Annotated in this window: 12 protein-coding genes; 9 read left to right on the forward strand and 3 right to left on the reverse strand. The window is 73.1% G+C overall.

Annotation, left to right across the window (positions count from 1 at the left end):
• Positions 1-32: 32 nt before the first annotated feature.
• A complete protein-coding gene (locus FFT09_RS08745; RefSeq protein WP_138382355.1) occupies positions 33-827 on the reverse strand; it encodes a DUF2470 domain-containing protein in 795 nt (264 codons plus the stop codon).
• Between the two features lie 144 nt (positions 828-971).
• Here FFT09_RS08745 and FFT09_RS08750 point away from each other — a divergent pair, with 144 nt between their 5' ends.
• Positions 972-1,826, forward strand: coding sequence for a hypothetical protein (locus FFT09_RS08750; RefSeq protein ID WP_037335481.1), 855 nt, complete (start codon positions 972-974; stop codon positions 1,824-1,826).
• A complete protein-coding gene (locus FFT09_RS08755; protein WP_138382356.1) occupies positions 1,823-2,455 on the forward strand; it encodes an IclR family transcriptional regulator in 633 nt (210 codons plus the stop codon). The genes FFT09_RS08750 and FFT09_RS08755 overlap by 4 nt, the downstream gene beginning before the upstream one ends.
• A 9-nt stretch (positions 2,456-2,464) precedes the next feature.
• Here the strand turns inward: FFT09_RS08755 and FFT09_RS08760 are convergent, their stop codons facing one another.
• Positions 2,465-3,073 carry a TMEM165/GDT1 family protein gene (locus tag FFT09_RS08760; RefSeq protein ID WP_081193501.1) on the reverse strand — a complete coding sequence of 203 codons (609 nt, stop codon included), beginning with the start codon at positions 3,071-3,073 and terminating at the stop codon, positions 2,465-2,467.
• Positions 3,074-3,321: 248 nt separating this feature from the next.
• On the opposite strand from FFT09_RS08760, the gene FFT09_RS08765 reads away from it, so the two are divergent.
• The 4 genes from FFT09_RS08765 (at position 3,322) to FFT09_RS08780 (ending at position 10,532) form a co-directional block, all read left to right on the forward strand.
• The gene (locus FFT09_RS08765) at positions 3,322-4,815 is read left to right on the forward strand and encodes a cytochrome ubiquinol oxidase subunit I (protein ID WP_081192914.1); all 1,494 of its coding nucleotides are present in this window, start codon (positions 3,322-3,324) and stop codon (positions 4,813-4,815) included.
• A 157-nt stretch (positions 4,816-4,972) separates the two neighbouring features.
• Positions 4,973-5,983 carry a cytochrome d ubiquinol oxidase subunit II gene (gene cydB / locus FFT09_RS08770; protein WP_138382357.1) on the forward strand — a complete coding sequence of 337 codons (1,011 nt, stop codon included), beginning with the start codon at positions 4,973-4,975 and terminating at the stop codon, positions 5,981-5,983.
• Complete coding sequence (cydD, locus tag FFT09_RS08775) at positions 5,980-9,354, forward strand: thiol reductant ABC exporter subunit CydD (RefSeq protein WP_138382358.1); 3,375 nt, start codon at positions 5,980-5,982, stop codon at positions 9,352-9,354. Before cydB ends, cydD begins: the two co-directional genes overlap by 4 nt.
• A 14-nt stretch (positions 9,355-9,368) precedes the next feature.
• Positions 9,369-10,532, forward strand: coding sequence for a GAF domain-containing sensor histidine kinase (locus FFT09_RS08780; RefSeq protein WP_081192920.1), 1,164 nt, complete (start codon positions 9,369-9,371; stop codon positions 10,530-10,532).
• Between the two features lie 17 nt (positions 10,533-10,549).
• On the opposite strand, the gene FFT09_RS08785 is transcribed toward FFT09_RS08780, so the two are convergent.
• On the reverse strand, positions 10,550-11,206 hold the full coding sequence (locus FFT09_RS08785) for a response regulator (RefSeq protein ID WP_081192922.1): 657 nt from the start codon (positions 11,204-11,206) through the stop codon (positions 10,550-10,552).
• 77 nt (positions 11,207-11,283) lie between these two features.
• Between FFT09_RS08785 and FFT09_RS08790 the strand changes: the two genes are divergently transcribed.
• The 3 genes from FFT09_RS08790 (at position 11,284) to FFT09_RS08800 (ending at position 15,525) form a co-directional block, all read left to right on the forward strand.
• Positions 11,284-12,045: a DUF427 domain-containing protein gene (locus FFT09_RS08790; RefSeq protein WP_081193503.1), complete on the forward strand. Its 762-nt coding sequence runs from the start codon at positions 11,284-11,286 to the stop codon at positions 12,043-12,045.
• Between the two features lie 100 nt (positions 12,046-12,145).
• The gene (locus FFT09_RS08795; protein ID WP_138382359.1) at positions 12,146-14,401 is read left to right on the forward strand and encodes a hypothetical protein; all 2,256 of its coding nucleotides are present in this window, start codon (positions 12,146-12,148) and stop codon (positions 14,399-14,401) included.
• Entirely contained in the window at positions 14,398-15,525 is a 1,128-nt protein-coding gene (locus FFT09_RS08800) for a hypothetical protein (protein ID WP_081192926.1), read from the forward strand. Before FFT09_RS08795 ends, FFT09_RS08800 begins: the two co-directional genes overlap by 4 nt.
• The last annotated feature ends 4 nt before the right edge of the window (positions 15,526-15,529 follow it).

The raw sequence follows: 15,529 nt of genomic DNA on the forward strand, positions 1-15,529 counted from the left end.
CCCGGCATCCAGCCGGGGCGCCGCAGTCGTGTTCAGGGCCGTTCGCGGCGGTTCAGGAACGGGCAGCCGACGAGCTTGCGCAGCTCCACGGCGAGTTCCGGCGGGTGTTCCACGGGGCGCGAGAACGCGAGGCGCACGTCGTGGTCGTCCTCGTCGGTCTCGACGCGCAGCCGAATGCCGTGCCGGTCGACGCCGAGCGGGCGCAGCCTGCCCTCCTGGAGTTCCGGTGGCAGCCGCCGGGTGAGCCCGCCGAGGACGTCGGTGTGGTCGTGTTCGAGATGCCGCAGCCAGCGTGCCTCGTAGCCCAGGAAGGGGTCGGCGACGGCCGCGTCGAAGGTGACGGTCGACAGCGAGTGGGTTCCCTCGCTGTCGGCGAGGACCACCGATGCGGGGGTGAACCGCAGCAACGAGAGGCCGTGCCCGACGTCGAGCAGGCGGGGATCGGGTTCCTCCGCTGCCTCTGCCAGCGTGACGGCACGCGCGCGTGCCGCCTGGTCGTCGAGGCCGCGCAGCCATCCGGTGAGCCACAGCAACCCCCGCACGGGCTGCCGGAGGGCGACGGGCGCCTGGTCGGTGATCTCCAGTGTCACGGCCAGCTCGGCCGCCGCGTCACCGTGGATTCCCGCCGCGAGCGGGTCGTCCGTGGGCAGCACGATGCTGAGGTCGTCACCGGCGTGCAGGTGCCAGCACACCGGGGCGGTGCGGTCGGCGTGCGCCTCGTGGCCGAGCGCGGGCAGCAGGCTCGTGGGGCCGCCGCGCACCGCGATGGTCTTGGCTCGCTCGGCGGGCCGGGGCGTCGGGGGCCGGTGGGGGACGGGTTCGCTCACGGCTCACCTCCTCTTAGGTAAGCCTAACCTTTAGATCTTGGCGGGGGAACGTGGTGTGGCGCACGCGCCAGTGCTGGCGTCCGAATGGCGGACAGTTTTGTCCGCATTCCGTTCGCTACTAGCGTGGGGGACGTGACAAGCGCTGTGGAACTCCCGCCCCCCGGCCCCCGTGGAATCCCACCCCTGCTCGCCCGGCTTGTCGACGACTCGGCACTGTTCCCGCCCGGCGACGCGGCGATGCCCGACGCGCTCACCGGCTACCTGGAACACAGGTCCGGCGAGTACGCCGGAGTGCAGGGAGTTTTCCTGTGCCCGGCGTCCCGGCTCCCGGAAATGATCACTGAGCTGATCAAGATCCGGCCGAAGGAGCCGCTGCCGCTCTCGCTGATCATCGACACCGGACTCGGCGGGGTGCCGAAGGCCATTTCCATCGTCGAGTCCCGCGACGAACTCCTGTCGCTGCGGATGGTGGAGATGCCCGCGCCCTCGGACGTCGACGAGGTCTGGCTGGAACGGGTGTCGGAGTTCGTGCCCGAGGACGTCGTCCGCGTCGTCGAGCCCCGGCGCGGTGTCGGCTGGCTGGACGGGGTGCGCAACGTCATCGAGCACGGCAGCTGGCCCAAGATCCGGTGCGGCGGGCTGTCCAGCGAGAACTTCCCCGGTGTCGCCGAGGTGGCCGACTTCCTCGCGGTGGTCAGCGGGACGCCCGGCGCGTCGTTCAAGGCCACCAACAGCCTCCACCGGGCGGTGCGCCATGCCGAGGAGCACACCGGCTTCGAGCACCACGGGTTCCTCAACATGCTGGTCGCCGCGGGGCGGAGTCTGTCGGGCGGCGACGTGCGCGAGGCACTGGCCAGCACCGACGGCGAGGCGCTCGCCGCCGAGGCAGGGCAGTTGAGCGACGAGGCCGCCAAGGCCGTCCGGTCGCTGTTCGCCTGCTATGCGTCGGCGACGTTCGACGAGTCGATCACGGACCTGTCCGGCCTGGGCCTGCTGTGAGCGGGGAGGGCTCGCTGACGCTCGATCGCGGGCTCGCCCTGTTACAGGCCGTGGCGGACGCGGCGGGGTCGTCGACGACGGTGACCGAACTGGCCGACGTCGTCGGCACGAGCCGCGCGGCCGTCTACCGGCTGCTGGTGCCACTCGTCGAGCGTGGCCTGGTGTGGCGCGACGGCAGTCACGTGCGTCTCGGCGCGGGAGTGCTCCGGCTGGCCGAGCAGATGCTGCCGAGGGTTCGCGCGGCGGCCCGCCCCGTGCTGCGCGGACTCGCCGACGCGACCGGTGCGACAGCGCACCTCTCGATGGCCGAGGGCGATCAGGTCCACGTCGTCGCGGTGGCGGAGCCCTCGTGGACGACCTTCCACGTCGCCTACCGGCTGGGCAGCAGGCATCCCGCCTCGCGCGGGGCGGTGGGCAAGGCGCTGGCGCTGCGGCCCAAGGGCCGGGGGTGGGCCGCGGCCTCCGGTGACCCCCAGCCCGGCATCCACGGTGTCGCGACCCCGGTGCGGGGCGTCGTCGGGATCAGAGCGGCGCTGGGAGTGGTGTCCCTGACCCCGCTGGACAACGCGCTGGTCGGAGCGCAGGTGCAGGAGGCGGCCGGCGCGCTGGCGGCCTCGCTGCGCGGCTGACGGCGGAACTCAGCCGAGCACGGCGCTGCCGAGCGCGACGAGCGAGAACCCGGCGAAGACGAACCCGGCGATGCGCTGGAGCAGCCGGGGCCGCAGGCGCGAGCGGATCTTGCGGCCGAGCAGCACCGCGATCCCGGCCACCGTGACGAGCGCGGCGAAGGACCCCAGGCCGACCGCCAGTGGCTGCGCGGAGCGCGCGACCAGGCCCGCTGTGGCGAGTTGCGAGGCGTCACCCCACTCGGCGGCGAACAGCACGCCGAACGAGGTGAGGGCGGCCCGGACGAACGAGACGGGCGTGCCGCCGCGTGCGGCATCGTGCGTGGCCTCCTCCTCCGAGGGCACCGCGCGGAATCCCTCCCGCAGCAGCATCGCAGCACCCAGGCCGAACATCACGCCCACGGCGACGGACACCAGCGTCTCGGGCAGGAACGTGAGGACGCTGCCGAAGCCGACCGCGATCAGCGCCTGCACCGCGAAGGCGGCGGACACTCCGGCGAAGACCGCTTTGGGGCGAAACCGCGTGGTGAGAACGAGCGTCGCCACGAATGTTTTGTCGGGGAGTTCGACGGCGGTCACCAGGGCGAACGTCGTGGCGAACGCGATCAGTGCGGCGGACACGGCACTCACTCACCCCTTTCGCCTGCAACGATAAAGGGGGAATTGCGAGAAGCCCAGTTGATCGACGTCTCGAATCGGTTTTTCAGGTGCGCTCAGAAAAGCGTGCCGGAATGCCGAACGGGCAATTTCGCCACGCCGAAACGTGGATTTCGGGGCGGCGGCCACGCTGGGGGCAGGACCTTGGTCCTGACCACTGCGGGACCACGGGACCTGACGCGAAACCGCAGGACGAGGGCAGAGTCGATCTCGTGGAAGTCCTGGATCTCGCGCGGTGGCAGTTCGGCATCACGACCGTCTACCACTTCCTCATGGTGCCGCTCACCATCGGCCTTTCCGTGCTCGTGGCCGGTATGCAGACGGCCTGGGTGCGAACCGGTGACGCACGTTACTACCGGATGACGAAGTTCTGGGGGAAGTTGCTGCTCGTCAACTTCGCCATGGGTGTGGTGACGGGCATAGTCCAGGAATTCCAGTTCGGCATGAACTGGAGCGCGTACTCGCGGTTCGTCGGCGACGTCTTCGGTGCGCCACTGGCGATGGAGGGGCTGGTGGCCTTCTTCGTCGAGTCGACCTTCCTCGGGTTGTGGATCTTCGGATGGGACCGGCTGCCGAAGCGGGTTCACCTGGCCTGTGCCTGGGCGTTCTCGCTGGCCACCATCGCGTCGGCGTACTTCATCCTCGCCGCGAACTCGTGGATGCAGCACCCCGTCGGCGCGGAGTTCGTCGACGGCAGGCCGACGATGACTTCGATCTGGGCCGTACTGACCAACTCGACGGCCCTGGTGGCCGTGCCGCACACCATCGCGGGCTCGTTCGCGGTGGCGGCGGCCTTCCTGGTGGGGGTCGCGAGCTGGCACCTGTGGCGCAGGCGGAACGGCACGGACGAGCACCGCCCGGTCTGGCGGTCGTCCCTGAAGCTCGGCGCGTGGGTGGGGGCCGTGTCGTTCGCCGTCCTGGGCGTGAGTGGCGACCTGCAGGGCAAGCTCATGTTCGAGCAGCAGCCCATGAAGATGGCGGCGGCCGAGGCGCTGTGTCACACCGAACAGCCCGCCAGCTTCTCGATTCTCGCCGTCGGCGACGTGGCGGACGCGGACTGCGACAGCGTGAAGACCTTCAACGTTCCCGCCCTGCTGTCGTTCCTCGCGCACGGTGATCTGGAGACCGAGGTGCGCGGGATCGACGACCTCGTCGGCGAGTACCAGGACCGCTACGGCACGCACTACCCGGACGACGACCGGCTCGGCGAACTCGCGGGGCAGCCGATCGACTACGTGCCGAACCTGCCCGTCACCTACTGGGGATTTCGGGTCATGGTCGGCTTCGGTGCGCTCAGCGCGGCGGTCGGGATGGCGGCGCTGTGGCTGACCCGGGGCGGCCGGATACCGGAGTCCCGGTGGTTTCCCCGTCTCACCCTGGGCGCGATCGTGCTGCCGTTCGTGGCCAACAGCGCGGGCTGGATCTTCACCGAGATGGGCAGGCAGCCGTTCGTCGTGGTCCCGAATCCGACCGGAGTGGACGGCGTGTGGATGTTCACCGCCACGGCGGTGTCGGACCTGACCACCGGCGAGGTGTGGACGTCGCTGATCGCGCTGACGACGGTGTACGCGGTGCTCGCCGTCGTGGAGGTGTTCCTGCTGACGCGCTACGTGCGGGGTGGGGTCGAGGGCGTCCTGCCCGCCTCCGGCGGTGACGGATCGGACCGGGACCGAGGGTCCGGCGACGCGCTGGCGTTCGCGTACTGACCGAAAGGACGACAGATGCGACAGGCAAGCACGGTCAAGATCAGGTTCTCCACGGGCCTCCACCTGCGGTTTGTGGACAACTCACCCGGTTGTCCACAGCTTGTGGATCAATTGTTTCACGTGAAATGACCACACTGTCGAGGGAAGGCTGACGTCGGTGGATCTGCCCACGCTCTGGTTCTGCGTCATCACGCTGTTCTGGCTGGGGTACCTCTTTCTGGAGGGCTTCGACTTCGGCGTCGGCATGCTGCTGCCCGTGCTCGGCCGGGACGACACCGAACGGCGGGTCATGATCAACACGATCGGTCCGGTGTGGGACGGCAACGAGGTCTGGCTGATCGTCGCGGTCGGCGCGACCTTCGCGGCGTTTCCCGCCTGGTACGCGGGCCTGTTCTCCGCCGCCTACCTGCCGGTGCTGGTGCTGCTGCTCGCCCTCATCGGCCGTGGAGTGGCGTTCGAGTACCGGGGCAAGGTGGACTCGGCGCGCTGGCGGGCGAACTGGGACCGCGTCATCGTGCTCGGATCGTGGCTGCCCCCGCTGGCGGTGGGGCTCATGCTGGCCACCACGGTGTTCGGGCTTCCGATCGACGCCGACGGCGACCGGGTCGGCTCGGCCCTGGCGGCGGTGCGCTGGGAGACGGTGCTCGGGGGTGTCGCGATCGCGGCGTTCTCGCTCGTCCACGGCGCCGCGTTCCTCGCGCTCAAGACCGACGGTGACGTGCGCCACCGCGCGCGGGCGTTCGCGCTGCGGTTCACGCCGCTGGCGCTCGCGCCCCTGGTGGGGCTGCTGCTGCTCGTCCAGTGGCGCGACGGACTCACCTGGACGCTGGTGCCGCTGCTCGTCGTGCCGATCGCGGGCGCGGTGGCCGTCGCGCGCCTGCTGGCGGGTCGCGAGGGGCAGGCGTTCGCCGCACTGGGAACGGTGATCGCCGCGGCCGTGGTGGCGCTGTTCGGCGCGCTGTATCCCGAGGTCCTGCCGTCCACACTGGACGCGGCGAACTCGCTCACCGTGGCGGACGCGGCGTCCAGCCCGTACACGCTGCGGGTCATGAGCTGGGTCAGTCTGTTCGGGGCACCCGCCGTGCTCGTCTACCAGGGCTGGACGTACTGGGTCTTCCGCAAACGCATCGGCACCCACCACATCCCGAAGGTCCACACTCCGACATGAGCGACCCGAACACCGCGAAGCACACGAGACCACCCACCCACGAACCCCTTTCCGCCACGGTGCCCTCCGGACCGTCCGAAGGAGACACCGCGTGGGTGGGCAGGGGCCCGCTCGGCGCGCTGCCCGCACTGTCGGTGTCGGCGCGCCGGGCGCTGGCCCTGACCGGAGTGCTGTCGCTGCTCAACGCGGCCGCGCTGGTGGCGCAGGCGTTCCTGCTCGCGGCCGTGCTCGCCGATCTCGTCGCGGGCGAGGTGACCGGCCACGCGCCCCGGGTGGCCGCCCTCGCCGGTGCGGTGGTCGCCCGCGCACTGCTCGGCTGGGCCACCCGGGTCGTCGCCGTGCGGGCGGCGGCGGGCGCGAAGGAGGAACTGCGCGCCAGGGTGGTCGACCACGCGCTGCGCCTGGGTCCCGAGTGGATCGACCGCAGGGGAGCGGCGGAGCTGAGCGCACTGACCACCCGCGGGCTCGACGCGCTCGACGCGTACTTCACCGAGTACCTGCCCGCGCTGGTCACCGCGGCGGTGGTGCCGCTGGCGGCCGGTGTCGCCGTGCTGTCCGTCGACTGGCCGTCGGCGGTGCTGGTCGCCGTGACGCTGCCGCTGCTGCCGATGTTCGCGATCCTCATCGGCAAGCACACGGCCGAGAGGGTGGGCGAGGCCACCGACGCCGTACACCGGCTGTCCGGGCACCTGCGGGAGCTGGTGCGGGCTCTGCCCGTGCTGACCGCGTTCCGGCGTGCCGAGGCGCAGGCCGAGGCCGTGCGCCGGGTCGGTGACCGCCACCGCACCACCACGCTGTCCACGCTGCGCCTCGCGTTCGCGTCGGCGTTCGCCCTCGAACTCGCGGCCACGCTGTCGGTGGCGCTGGTCGCCGTCGTGATCGGCGTACGGCTCGTGTCCGGTGATCTCGCGCTGGCGGTGGGCCTGGGCGTGCTGATCCTCGTGCCCGAGTGCTACCAGCCGCTGCGCACCCTTGGCTCGGCGTTCCACGCGAGCCAGGACGGGGTGGAGGCGGTGCGCCGGGTCTCCGATGTGCTGGCCGTGCCGGTGCGCGCGGAGGGCACGCGGTCGCCGGGGCGCGGCGTGGTGCGGGTGCGGGACCTGCGGGTGCGCCGCCGCGACGGGTTCGCGCCCGACGGGGAGTCGTTCACGCTCCGGCCGGGGCAGCGCGTGCGGCTCACCGGGCGCAGCGGCGCGGGCAAGACGACCACGCTGTCGGTGCTGCTCGGGTTCGCGACACCGGATTCGGGCTCGGTGACGGTGGACGGTGTGCCGCTGGCCGATGTCGACATGGCGGCATGGCGAGATGTCGTCGCCTGGGTACCGCAGTCGCCCCGGTTCTCCGGCGGCACCGTTCACGACGAACTGGCGCTGACCGGGGCGTCGGCGGAGGACGTCCTCGCCGCGTTACGGCAGCTCGACCTGGCGGAGTTCGCCGAGCGGCCCGTCCACCGGCTCTCCGTCGGGCAGCGGCAACGGGTCGCCGTGGCGAGGGCGTTGCTGCGGGTCCGGTGCGGCGCGTGGCTGCTGCTGCTCGACGAGCCCACCGCCCATCTCGACCCCGCCGCCGCCGAGCGGGTGTGGGCGGCCGTGGCGCGGGCTCAGGACGCCGGTGCGGCGGTCGTCGTCGCGGCACATCGCCGCACCGGCACGCCGCCCGTGGCGGGCGGGCAGGACCCGGAACCGGCGAGCCCGGGCTCCGGACCGCCGCAGGCCGATCCGGAGCCCGGCACCCCGGCGTCGACACGGCCGCTCCCACTGCGCGACCTCGCCGACCGCAGGCTGGTGCGCGGCGTGGTACTCGGCGCGGCGGCCCTGCTGGCCGGGATCGCGCTCACGGCCACCTCGGGGTGGCTCATCGCCAGGGCAGCGCAGCAGCCGCCGATCCTGACGCTCACCGTGGCCGTGGTCGGCGTGCGCGCGTTCGGTCTCGCGCGCGCCGGGTTGCGGTACGTCGAGCGGCTGGTGACCCACGACGGCGCGTTCCGCGTGGCGGCGCGGCTGCGGGAGCGGCTGTGGCGCGCGCTGGTGCGGCAGGGGCCCGCTCGCGCGCTGCGGCACGACGAGGAACTACGCCGGCTCGTCGACGACGTCGACACGGTGCGCGACCTGGTGCCGCGCGCCGTGACACCACCGTGGGTCACGGCCGCGGTGGTGCTCGGTGCCTGCGCGGTGCTGTGGGTGGTGCTGCCCCCGGCAGGCTGGGTGCTGGCCGGGGCGTCGGCGGTGGCGGCGCTGGTGGCGCCCTCGCTGGCGGTCCTGCTCGACCGCAGAGCGACGGCCACGCTGGCCGAGGGGCGCCGGGACGTCGCGGGGCGGGTGCTGGCGCTGTTCGACGGCGCGGCCGAACTGGTGGCGTTCGGCGCGCACCGCCGCCACCGCGCCACGCTCGCCGAACGCGATGCCGGGCTGGCGCGGCTGGCGCGTGGACAGGCGTGGGGCGCTGGCGCGGCCGAGGCCGTCGTGACCGTGGCGACCGGGCTCGCCGCCGTCGCGGGGGTCGTGCTCGCGGGCGACGCCGTCGGCGCGGGCACGCTCGACCCCGTGCTGGCCCCGGTGCCCGCGCTGGTGGCGCTGGCGCTGGCCGAGGCGTTGCAGCAGCTGCCACCCGCCGCGCAGCAGCACGACACCCTGCGCCGCGCGCGCACACGGCTCGCCGCCACGCTCGACGGCGACACGCTCCCGCCCGCCGACGACGGCGGCCGTGCGGAGATCGCCGAGGGCGGGGCGATCGGGCTGCACGGGGTCACCGTGCGCTGGCCCGCCGGGACCGGGCCCGCGCTGCGCGACGTCGACCTGACGATCGCGCCCGGAACCCGCGTCGCCGTGGTCGGCCCTTCCGGGGCGGGCAAGTCGACGTTGCTCGCCACGGTGCTCGGATTCCTGCGCCCGGAGCGGGGCAGGGCGGTGGTGCCCGAACGGGTGGCGTGGGCGCCGCAGGAGCCGCAGCTGGTGTCCACCACGGTGGCCGAGAACCTGCGCCTGGCCGACCCGCACGCGGACGATCGGGAGCTCGCCGCAGCACTGGAGATCGCGGCGGCGGGAGAGCTCGGTCTCGACGTGGTGCTGGGAGACGCGGGCCGGGGACTGTCGGGCGGGCAGGCGCACCGGGTCGCACTGGCGAGGGCGGTGCTCGCGGCGCGGACCGCCGACGTGGTGCTGCTCGACGAGCCGACGGCCCACCTCGACGCGGCCACGGCCCGTACGGTGCTGGCCAACCTGAGGGTCGCGCTCGCGGGCCGCACGGTGATCCACGTGACCCACCGGCGCGAGGAGGCGGCCGACGCGGACCTGGTGGTGGAGGTGCGGGACGGCCGGGTGCGCGCACTCGCGGCACCACAGGCACCGGTGGGAGCGGGTGAGCGGGCATAAACTGGACTCTGCTCATGGAACCCACCCTCGCCGCGCGGGCGCTCGCCGCGGCCACGGAGATCACGGCGTCGGCGTTGTCCGACGTCGATCCGGACGCCGTGCTGGCCACCGTCGTGCGCCACGCCGTCGAACTCGCCGACGCCGACCTCGGCCTCGTCATGGTCGGTGCCGACGACGGCGGCGTCACCGTCGAGGCCGGGCACGGTGCCACCGGTGCCGCCGGGGCCGACCTGCTCGGGCTGGTGCTGCCCGCCGAGTCCGCCGCGGGCCGCGTGGCGGCCGGGGGCGAGACGGTGGTGACCGACGACGTCACCAGCGACCCCCGCACGTCGCGGTTCGTGCCCGCCGTGCTGCGGGCGTACGGCCCGTTCGCCGCCGCGTCCTTCGGCCAGGGCGGGCGGCTGCTCGGCGCGCTCACCGTCTACCGGGACCGGGGAGCCGAGCCGTTCTCACCGGAGATCGTGGAGGTGCTCACCGCGTTCGCCGGGCAGGCCGGCGTCGTCCTGGCGCTCGCGGAGGGCGCCAACGCCCGGCATCGCGTCACGCTCTACGAGGAGCGCGAACGGATCGCGCGCGAGCTGCACGACGTGATCGTGCAACGCCTCTACGCGGCGGGGATGCAGCTCGACCGGGTGCGGCGCCGGATGCGGTGGCGCTTCGCGCAGGCCGACGGCGCGCGGCTCGGGGAGGCGATCGACCAGCTCGACGCGACCATTCAGGAGATCAGGGGCACGGTGCGCGAACTGCGCACCACGGAGATCGAACCGCACGGCGCCGAGCCCGCTGCCACCAGGACCGACCTGGCGGAGTCGGCGCGCGGTGAGGTGCGCATCGCGGGCGAGCTGCTCGGCTACCCGCCGACCCTGGAGCTGTCCGGCGAGCTGGCCGACATTCCGGCCGAACGCGCCGACCACGTCAGGGCGGCCCTGCGCGAAGCGCTGTCCAATGTGGTCCGTCACTCCGGTGCGAGCGAGGTGCGCGTCACGATGCACCGCGACGGCGAGAGGCTGCGACTGCGGGTGCGCGACAACGGCTGCGGTGTGCCCCGCGACGTCGCCAGGCGTGGCCTGCGGCATCTCGCCGAACGCGCGGAGGGGGCGGGCGGGACGTTCGCGGTCAACTCCTCGCCGAGCATGGGCACGATGGTGGCCTTCGACCTGCCCCTCGACGCCGCGTAGCGAGCGTGCGGTGCCGGTCAGCCGCGGCGGTCACCGTGGTGCTCGCCGTGCCTGGCCACCCACGCCGCCGCCTGGGTCCGGCGCCGCATCCCGAGTTTGGCCAGCAGCGACGTGACGTAGTTCTTCACCGTCTTCTCGGCCAGGAACAGCCGTTCGGCGATCTCGCGGTTGGACAGACCCTGCCCGATGAGGTCGAGCACGCTGCGCTCCCGGTCGCTGAGGACGGCCAGCGGGTCAGGGGCCGACGGGCCGCGCATCCGGTCGAGCAGGCGCGAGGTCGTCAACGGGTCCAGCAGGGAGCGACCCGCCGCCACCTCGCGCACGGCGTGGACGACGTCCTGGCCTCGCACCTGCTTGAGCAGGTAACCGGAGGCTCCCGCCATGATCGCGCCGAGCATGGCCTCCTCGTCGTCGAACGCGGTGAGCACCAGGCAGCGGACGGCGGCGGGGCGGGAGCGCAGCTCGCGGCAGAGCGCGATGCCGTCGGTCTCGTTCTCTCCGAGCCGCACGTCCACCACCGCGACATCGGGTTCGAGGTGCAGGGCCACGGCCAGCGCCTCGTCCGCGCTGCCCGCCTCGGCCACGACCTCGATGTCCGGCTCGTCGCTCAGCAGGTCACGAAGTCCCCGCCGCACGACCTCGTGGTCGTCGACGAGCAGCACGGCGATGGCCATGTGGTCGAGCTTAGGCGTGGCCCCACGAGCCGGGGACGACGGGAATAGGGGCACCGCCGGACGGCGTTGCTGTGACCATGGACACACGCGGGGATGTCGAGAGCCGGAACCGGAACCGCGTCGAGCGGGGCTCGAAGCGGGTGCGTGCCGTCTTCGCGGGCGAGGTCGTGGCCGACACGACCCGGCCGCTGCTGGTGTGGGAGGTGCCGTACTACCCGACGTACTACCTGCCAGCCGACGACGTGCGCACGGAGCTGATCGTCGCCACCGGTCGTTCCCGCCACTCTCCGAGTCGCGGCGAGGGCCGGATCGCCCACCTCGTGCTCGGTGACCGGCAGGCCACCGACGCCGTCACCGAGTACCCCGATTCGCCGATCGAGGTGCTGCGCGGGCACGTCCGCCTGTCCTGGAGCGCGATGGACGCCTGGTTCGAGGAGGACGAGGAGGTCTTCGTCCACCCGCGCGACCCCTACGTGCGGCTTGACGTCCTGCCCAGCTCCCGCCATGTCGAGGTGGTGGTGGACGGGGTGACCGTCGCCGAGTCGCGGCGGGCGCGCCTGCTGTTCGAGACCAATCTGCCGCCCCGCTACTACCTGCCTGCCGACGACGTGCGCGACGAGTTGCTGGAACCGAGCGACACCGTGACCCGCTGCCCGTACAAGGGCGAGGCGGAGTACTACTCGGCGCGGGTCGGCGACACGCGCGTGCCGGACGTCGCGTGGTGTTACCGCGAACCCCTGCCGGAGAGCGAGCGCATCGCCGGGCACGTCGCGTTCCACCAGGAACGGGTGCGGGTGCTGGTGGACGGTGAGGTGGACGACGGGGGCACCGCGCGCTGAGCCGTCACGCGCCAGGATGCCGCCGTTAACCCGCAGGGATTACTCGAAGCGCTGGTCAGGCGCACCCTTGGTTTACTCGGACTGGACCGAAAGGGGTGGCATGTCCGAGTGGCGTCAGCGGGCCGCCGGCGCGGTCGAGGCCGAGTTCGAGCACGCGCGGCAGGGCGGTGAGTGGAGCATGCTGGGTCCGCTGCGGCGGACCGTCGACGGCGAACATCTCGTCGACCTGCGCGGGCGCCGGGTGCGTCCACTGCTCGACGTGCGGTGCTCCGGCCCCGACGGACCCCGGCAGAGCGCGGCCGTCCCGGTGAGCGCGGAGTACCACCACGGGCTGTTGTGGCTGGACGACGTGGGGCCGGTGCCGTCCGGATGCGACCACGTCTGGGCGCGGGAGAGCACGCACGCCGATTTGCTCGCGCGGCTCGCGCGTGGCCTGCGCGACCTCGGTGCCGCGCCGCTGGCCGACCGCCTCGCCCACGGGATGCTCGACCCGGCGGGGCAGGACGCGTACGCGACGTGCTTCGTGCCGGGGGTCCACCTCGTGTGGGGACCGCCGGGCAGCGGCAAGTCGCACGTGGCCGCCGAGGCGGCGGCCGAACTCGCGCGGCGGGGCAGCCGGGTCCTGCTCGTGACCTCGGAGGCCGCGGCCACGCGCGCCTCGCTGACCGCCGTGTCCGATCCCGAACGGTTCGCACTCCAGACCGACCTCGCCGAACTGTCCGAGGTGGAGCGGCACCTGCGGGACATGGACGACGAGCTGCGCGACTACGACCACGAGGCGTTTCTGGCGGCGGGCCGCCGCATCGAGAACGCGCAGCGTGCCGCCGCACTGGAGACGGACTTCGCGCGGTTGCGTGAGCGGCACTGGCAGCGGGCGCGGGAGCTGTCGGAGGCACGGGAGGCGCTGGGCCTGGCCACCCGCACCCACGACCGGGTGGCGGGGGAGCACGCCCGCCGTGCGGAGGCCAAGGTCCTCACCCAGCAGCTCACCGCGGTGGAGGAGAATCTGGCCGGAATCAGGGAGCGGTCGCGGCACCGCGGCCTGCTTTCCCGGGGCCGCCGGGCCGACCGGGAGGAGCTGCGCGCGGCCGAGGAGCAGCGGCGCGCGCTCGTCGCCCGCATCGAGGACTGCCGTCGCCGGGTCACCACGGTGTCCGACGACGTGAAGGCGCTGCGCGCCGCGGTCGACGAGGCCGGCACCCGCGCCGACGAGGCCGAGCGGGCCGAGTCGGAGGTACGCGCGCAGCTCGACCTCGTGCGCGGCGAACTGGGCAGGCTGCACGCCTCCGGCATCGGCGACGACGCGGACCACCGCTACTACGCCGACTGCCTGCACCGGAACCTGCCGAACCTGCACGCCGACCGGGAGGCGGTGCGCGAACGCGGCAGGCACCGCGCGGCGCTGCGCGGCCGGTTCGAGGAGCGGCTGTGGTGGATCGGCGAGCGTGGGCACGAGCTGCGCTGCGGTGACGAGTCCTGGTGGTGGCGCTCCGAGGCGGTCGTGGTCACCACCATGGACGGGCTCGCGGCGGCCGAGGGCGACTTCGACGTGGTGCTGGTGGACGACGCCGGGTCGGCCCGCCTGTGTGACGTGCTGTTCGCCGTGGGCCGGGCTCGCGAGACGGCCGTCGTGTTCGGTGACCTCGCGCAGCCGTGGCCACAGGTGGTGCCGGAGTGGCTGGAACAGCGGGCGGACGTGCGGCAGTGGATTCTGTCGACACCGTTCAGCCACTGCGGCATCCTGACGCCCTCCGACGCGCACGCGCACCCCGGCTGCGCGGTGCTCACCGGCCAGTACCGGGTGGGGCCCGCGATCCAGGCCATCGCGAGCGACATCGGCTACACCGCGCTGCTGGCCGCCGAGGGCAGGCACACCGACGTGGTGCTGCTGGACACGGCCGGCGAACCCGTGGAACGGGCGGCGCTGGTGGGATTGATCGCCGAGGACGGGGGCGCGGTGCTCGTGCCGTCGGAGGAGCAGATCGCCGGGTGGCGCGACGTGCTGCGGGACACGCTCGGGGTCGACGTCGGCACGGTCGGCACCGTCACCGGCCACGAGTTGCCGACGGTCGTGCTCGACCTGACCGGCGACGGCTGGTACGACCGGGTGCGCTCCTTCATCTCCGGCATCGCCAGGGCTCGCGACCGCCTGTACCTGCTGGCCGATCTGGGGGCGGTGCGGTCGGCACCCACCGGTACCCCGCTCGGCGCGGTGCGGGCGCTGGAACTTCAGGGCGGGCTCCAGGTGCGGCGCCTCGGCGAGGTGCTCATTCCCCGGCAACGGCAACAATCCGCTACCGACTGGACCGTGACCGTGATCAACCGCGAGCCCGCGGATGGCACGATACCGGGGTGACCCCCCGATCGGACCTGCGGACGTTCCTCCGGACGTTGGACACGGACACGCTGGCCGACCTCCTGGCCGAGCACGCCGAACACGACGCCGGACTGCGGTCGCGGCTGGAGGAACTGGCCGGTGACCCGAGCGAGCCGCGGGGCGAGGCCGAGTGGTCCGGGGCGACCCAGACCGACCCCGTGCAGCTCTCCTCGGTGCTGGACACGGTGCGACGGCTGCTCGACGCGAACACCGCCGCCGACGTCGCGCCGCTGGCTCGCCGGGCCGTGGACCGGGTCTTGGCGGCCACCGGATCGGGTGGTGGGCTGCCGCCCGCGCTGGCCGAGCAGTTCGGCCGGGCCGTGTCGCTGTACGCGCGGGCGTGTGTGGCGCATCCACCACCGCCGCGCGAACTCGCGGAGTGGCTCACCGCGCTCGTCCTCGACGGGCCTTCCGGCCCCGGGGTGCGCCTCGCCGATTTCGCCGACGCGCTGGGGGAGGAGGGCCTCGCGCACGTCCGGGACGCCGTGGCCGTGATTCCCGTCGACGAGGGCGGCCACCGGGCCGACGCCGCGCGCCGCCTGCGGCTGGAACTGGCCGAGACCACCGGCGACGTCGACACCGTCGTGGCCCTGCTGTCCGAACGGTTGCCGCGACTCGACGTCAGCCTGCGGATCGTGCGGGTGCTGCGGGCGGCGGGACGGCATTCGGAGGCCATCGCCCATGCGGCCAACGCGCTGGGACACGGCAAGGCGGGCTCGGGTGCCGGGCGTGGCCCACTGGTCGAGGCGCTGGAACGGGTACGCACCGAACAGCCGCCCGTCGACACCTCGGACGTCGAGGCCCTGCTGCGGGACAACCGCTGCGACGACGCGTGGAAGGCCGCGGCCCGGCACGAGCCCTCCGACATGATCCCCCTGTACCGCGAGCACGTGGAACGCCTGATCGACTCGCGCAACCCGCAGCTCTACGACCGGGCGGCCGGTCAGTTGCGCAGGCTGCGGATGCTGTACCGGCGCGCCGGAGTGCCGCGCGAGTTCACCCCCTACCTTTCGGAGCTGGTGGGCAGGCACCGGCGCAAGACGAGACTGCTCGACGAGCTGCGCAGGGCCAGGATCGCGTTGCCCAGGACGGCGGCGACCTGAGCAA

Origin of the sequence: Saccharomonospora piscinae (assembly GCF_005862235.1) — a bacterium.
Taxonomy (GTDB): Bacteria; Actinomycetota; Actinomycetes; order Mycobacteriales; family Pseudonocardiaceae; genus Saccharomonospora; species Saccharomonospora piscinae.

What these genes read in the sequence shown, in the direction of transcription:
- cydD (WP_138382358.1), top strand. Translation starts at nt 5,980, where the DNA reads ATGAGCGACCCGAACACCGCGAAGCACACGAGACCACCCACCCACGAA.
- FFT09_RS08780 (WP_081192920.1), top strand. Translation starts at nt 9,369, where the DNA reads ATGGAACCCACCCTCGCCGCGCGGGCGCTCGCCGCGGCCACGGAGATC.
- FFT09_RS08785 (WP_081192922.1), bottom strand. Translation starts at nt 11,206, where the DNA reads ATGGCCATCGCCGTGCTGCTCGTCGACGACCACGAGGTCGTGCGGCGG.
- FFT09_RS08790 (WP_081193503.1), top strand. Translation starts at nt 11,284, where the DNA reads ATGGACACACGCGGGGATGTCGAGAGCCGGAACCGGAACCGCGTCGAG.
- FFT09_RS08795 (WP_138382359.1), top strand. Translation starts at nt 12,146, where the DNA reads ATGTCCGAGTGGCGTCAGCGGGCCGCCGGCGCGGTCGAGGCCGAGTTC.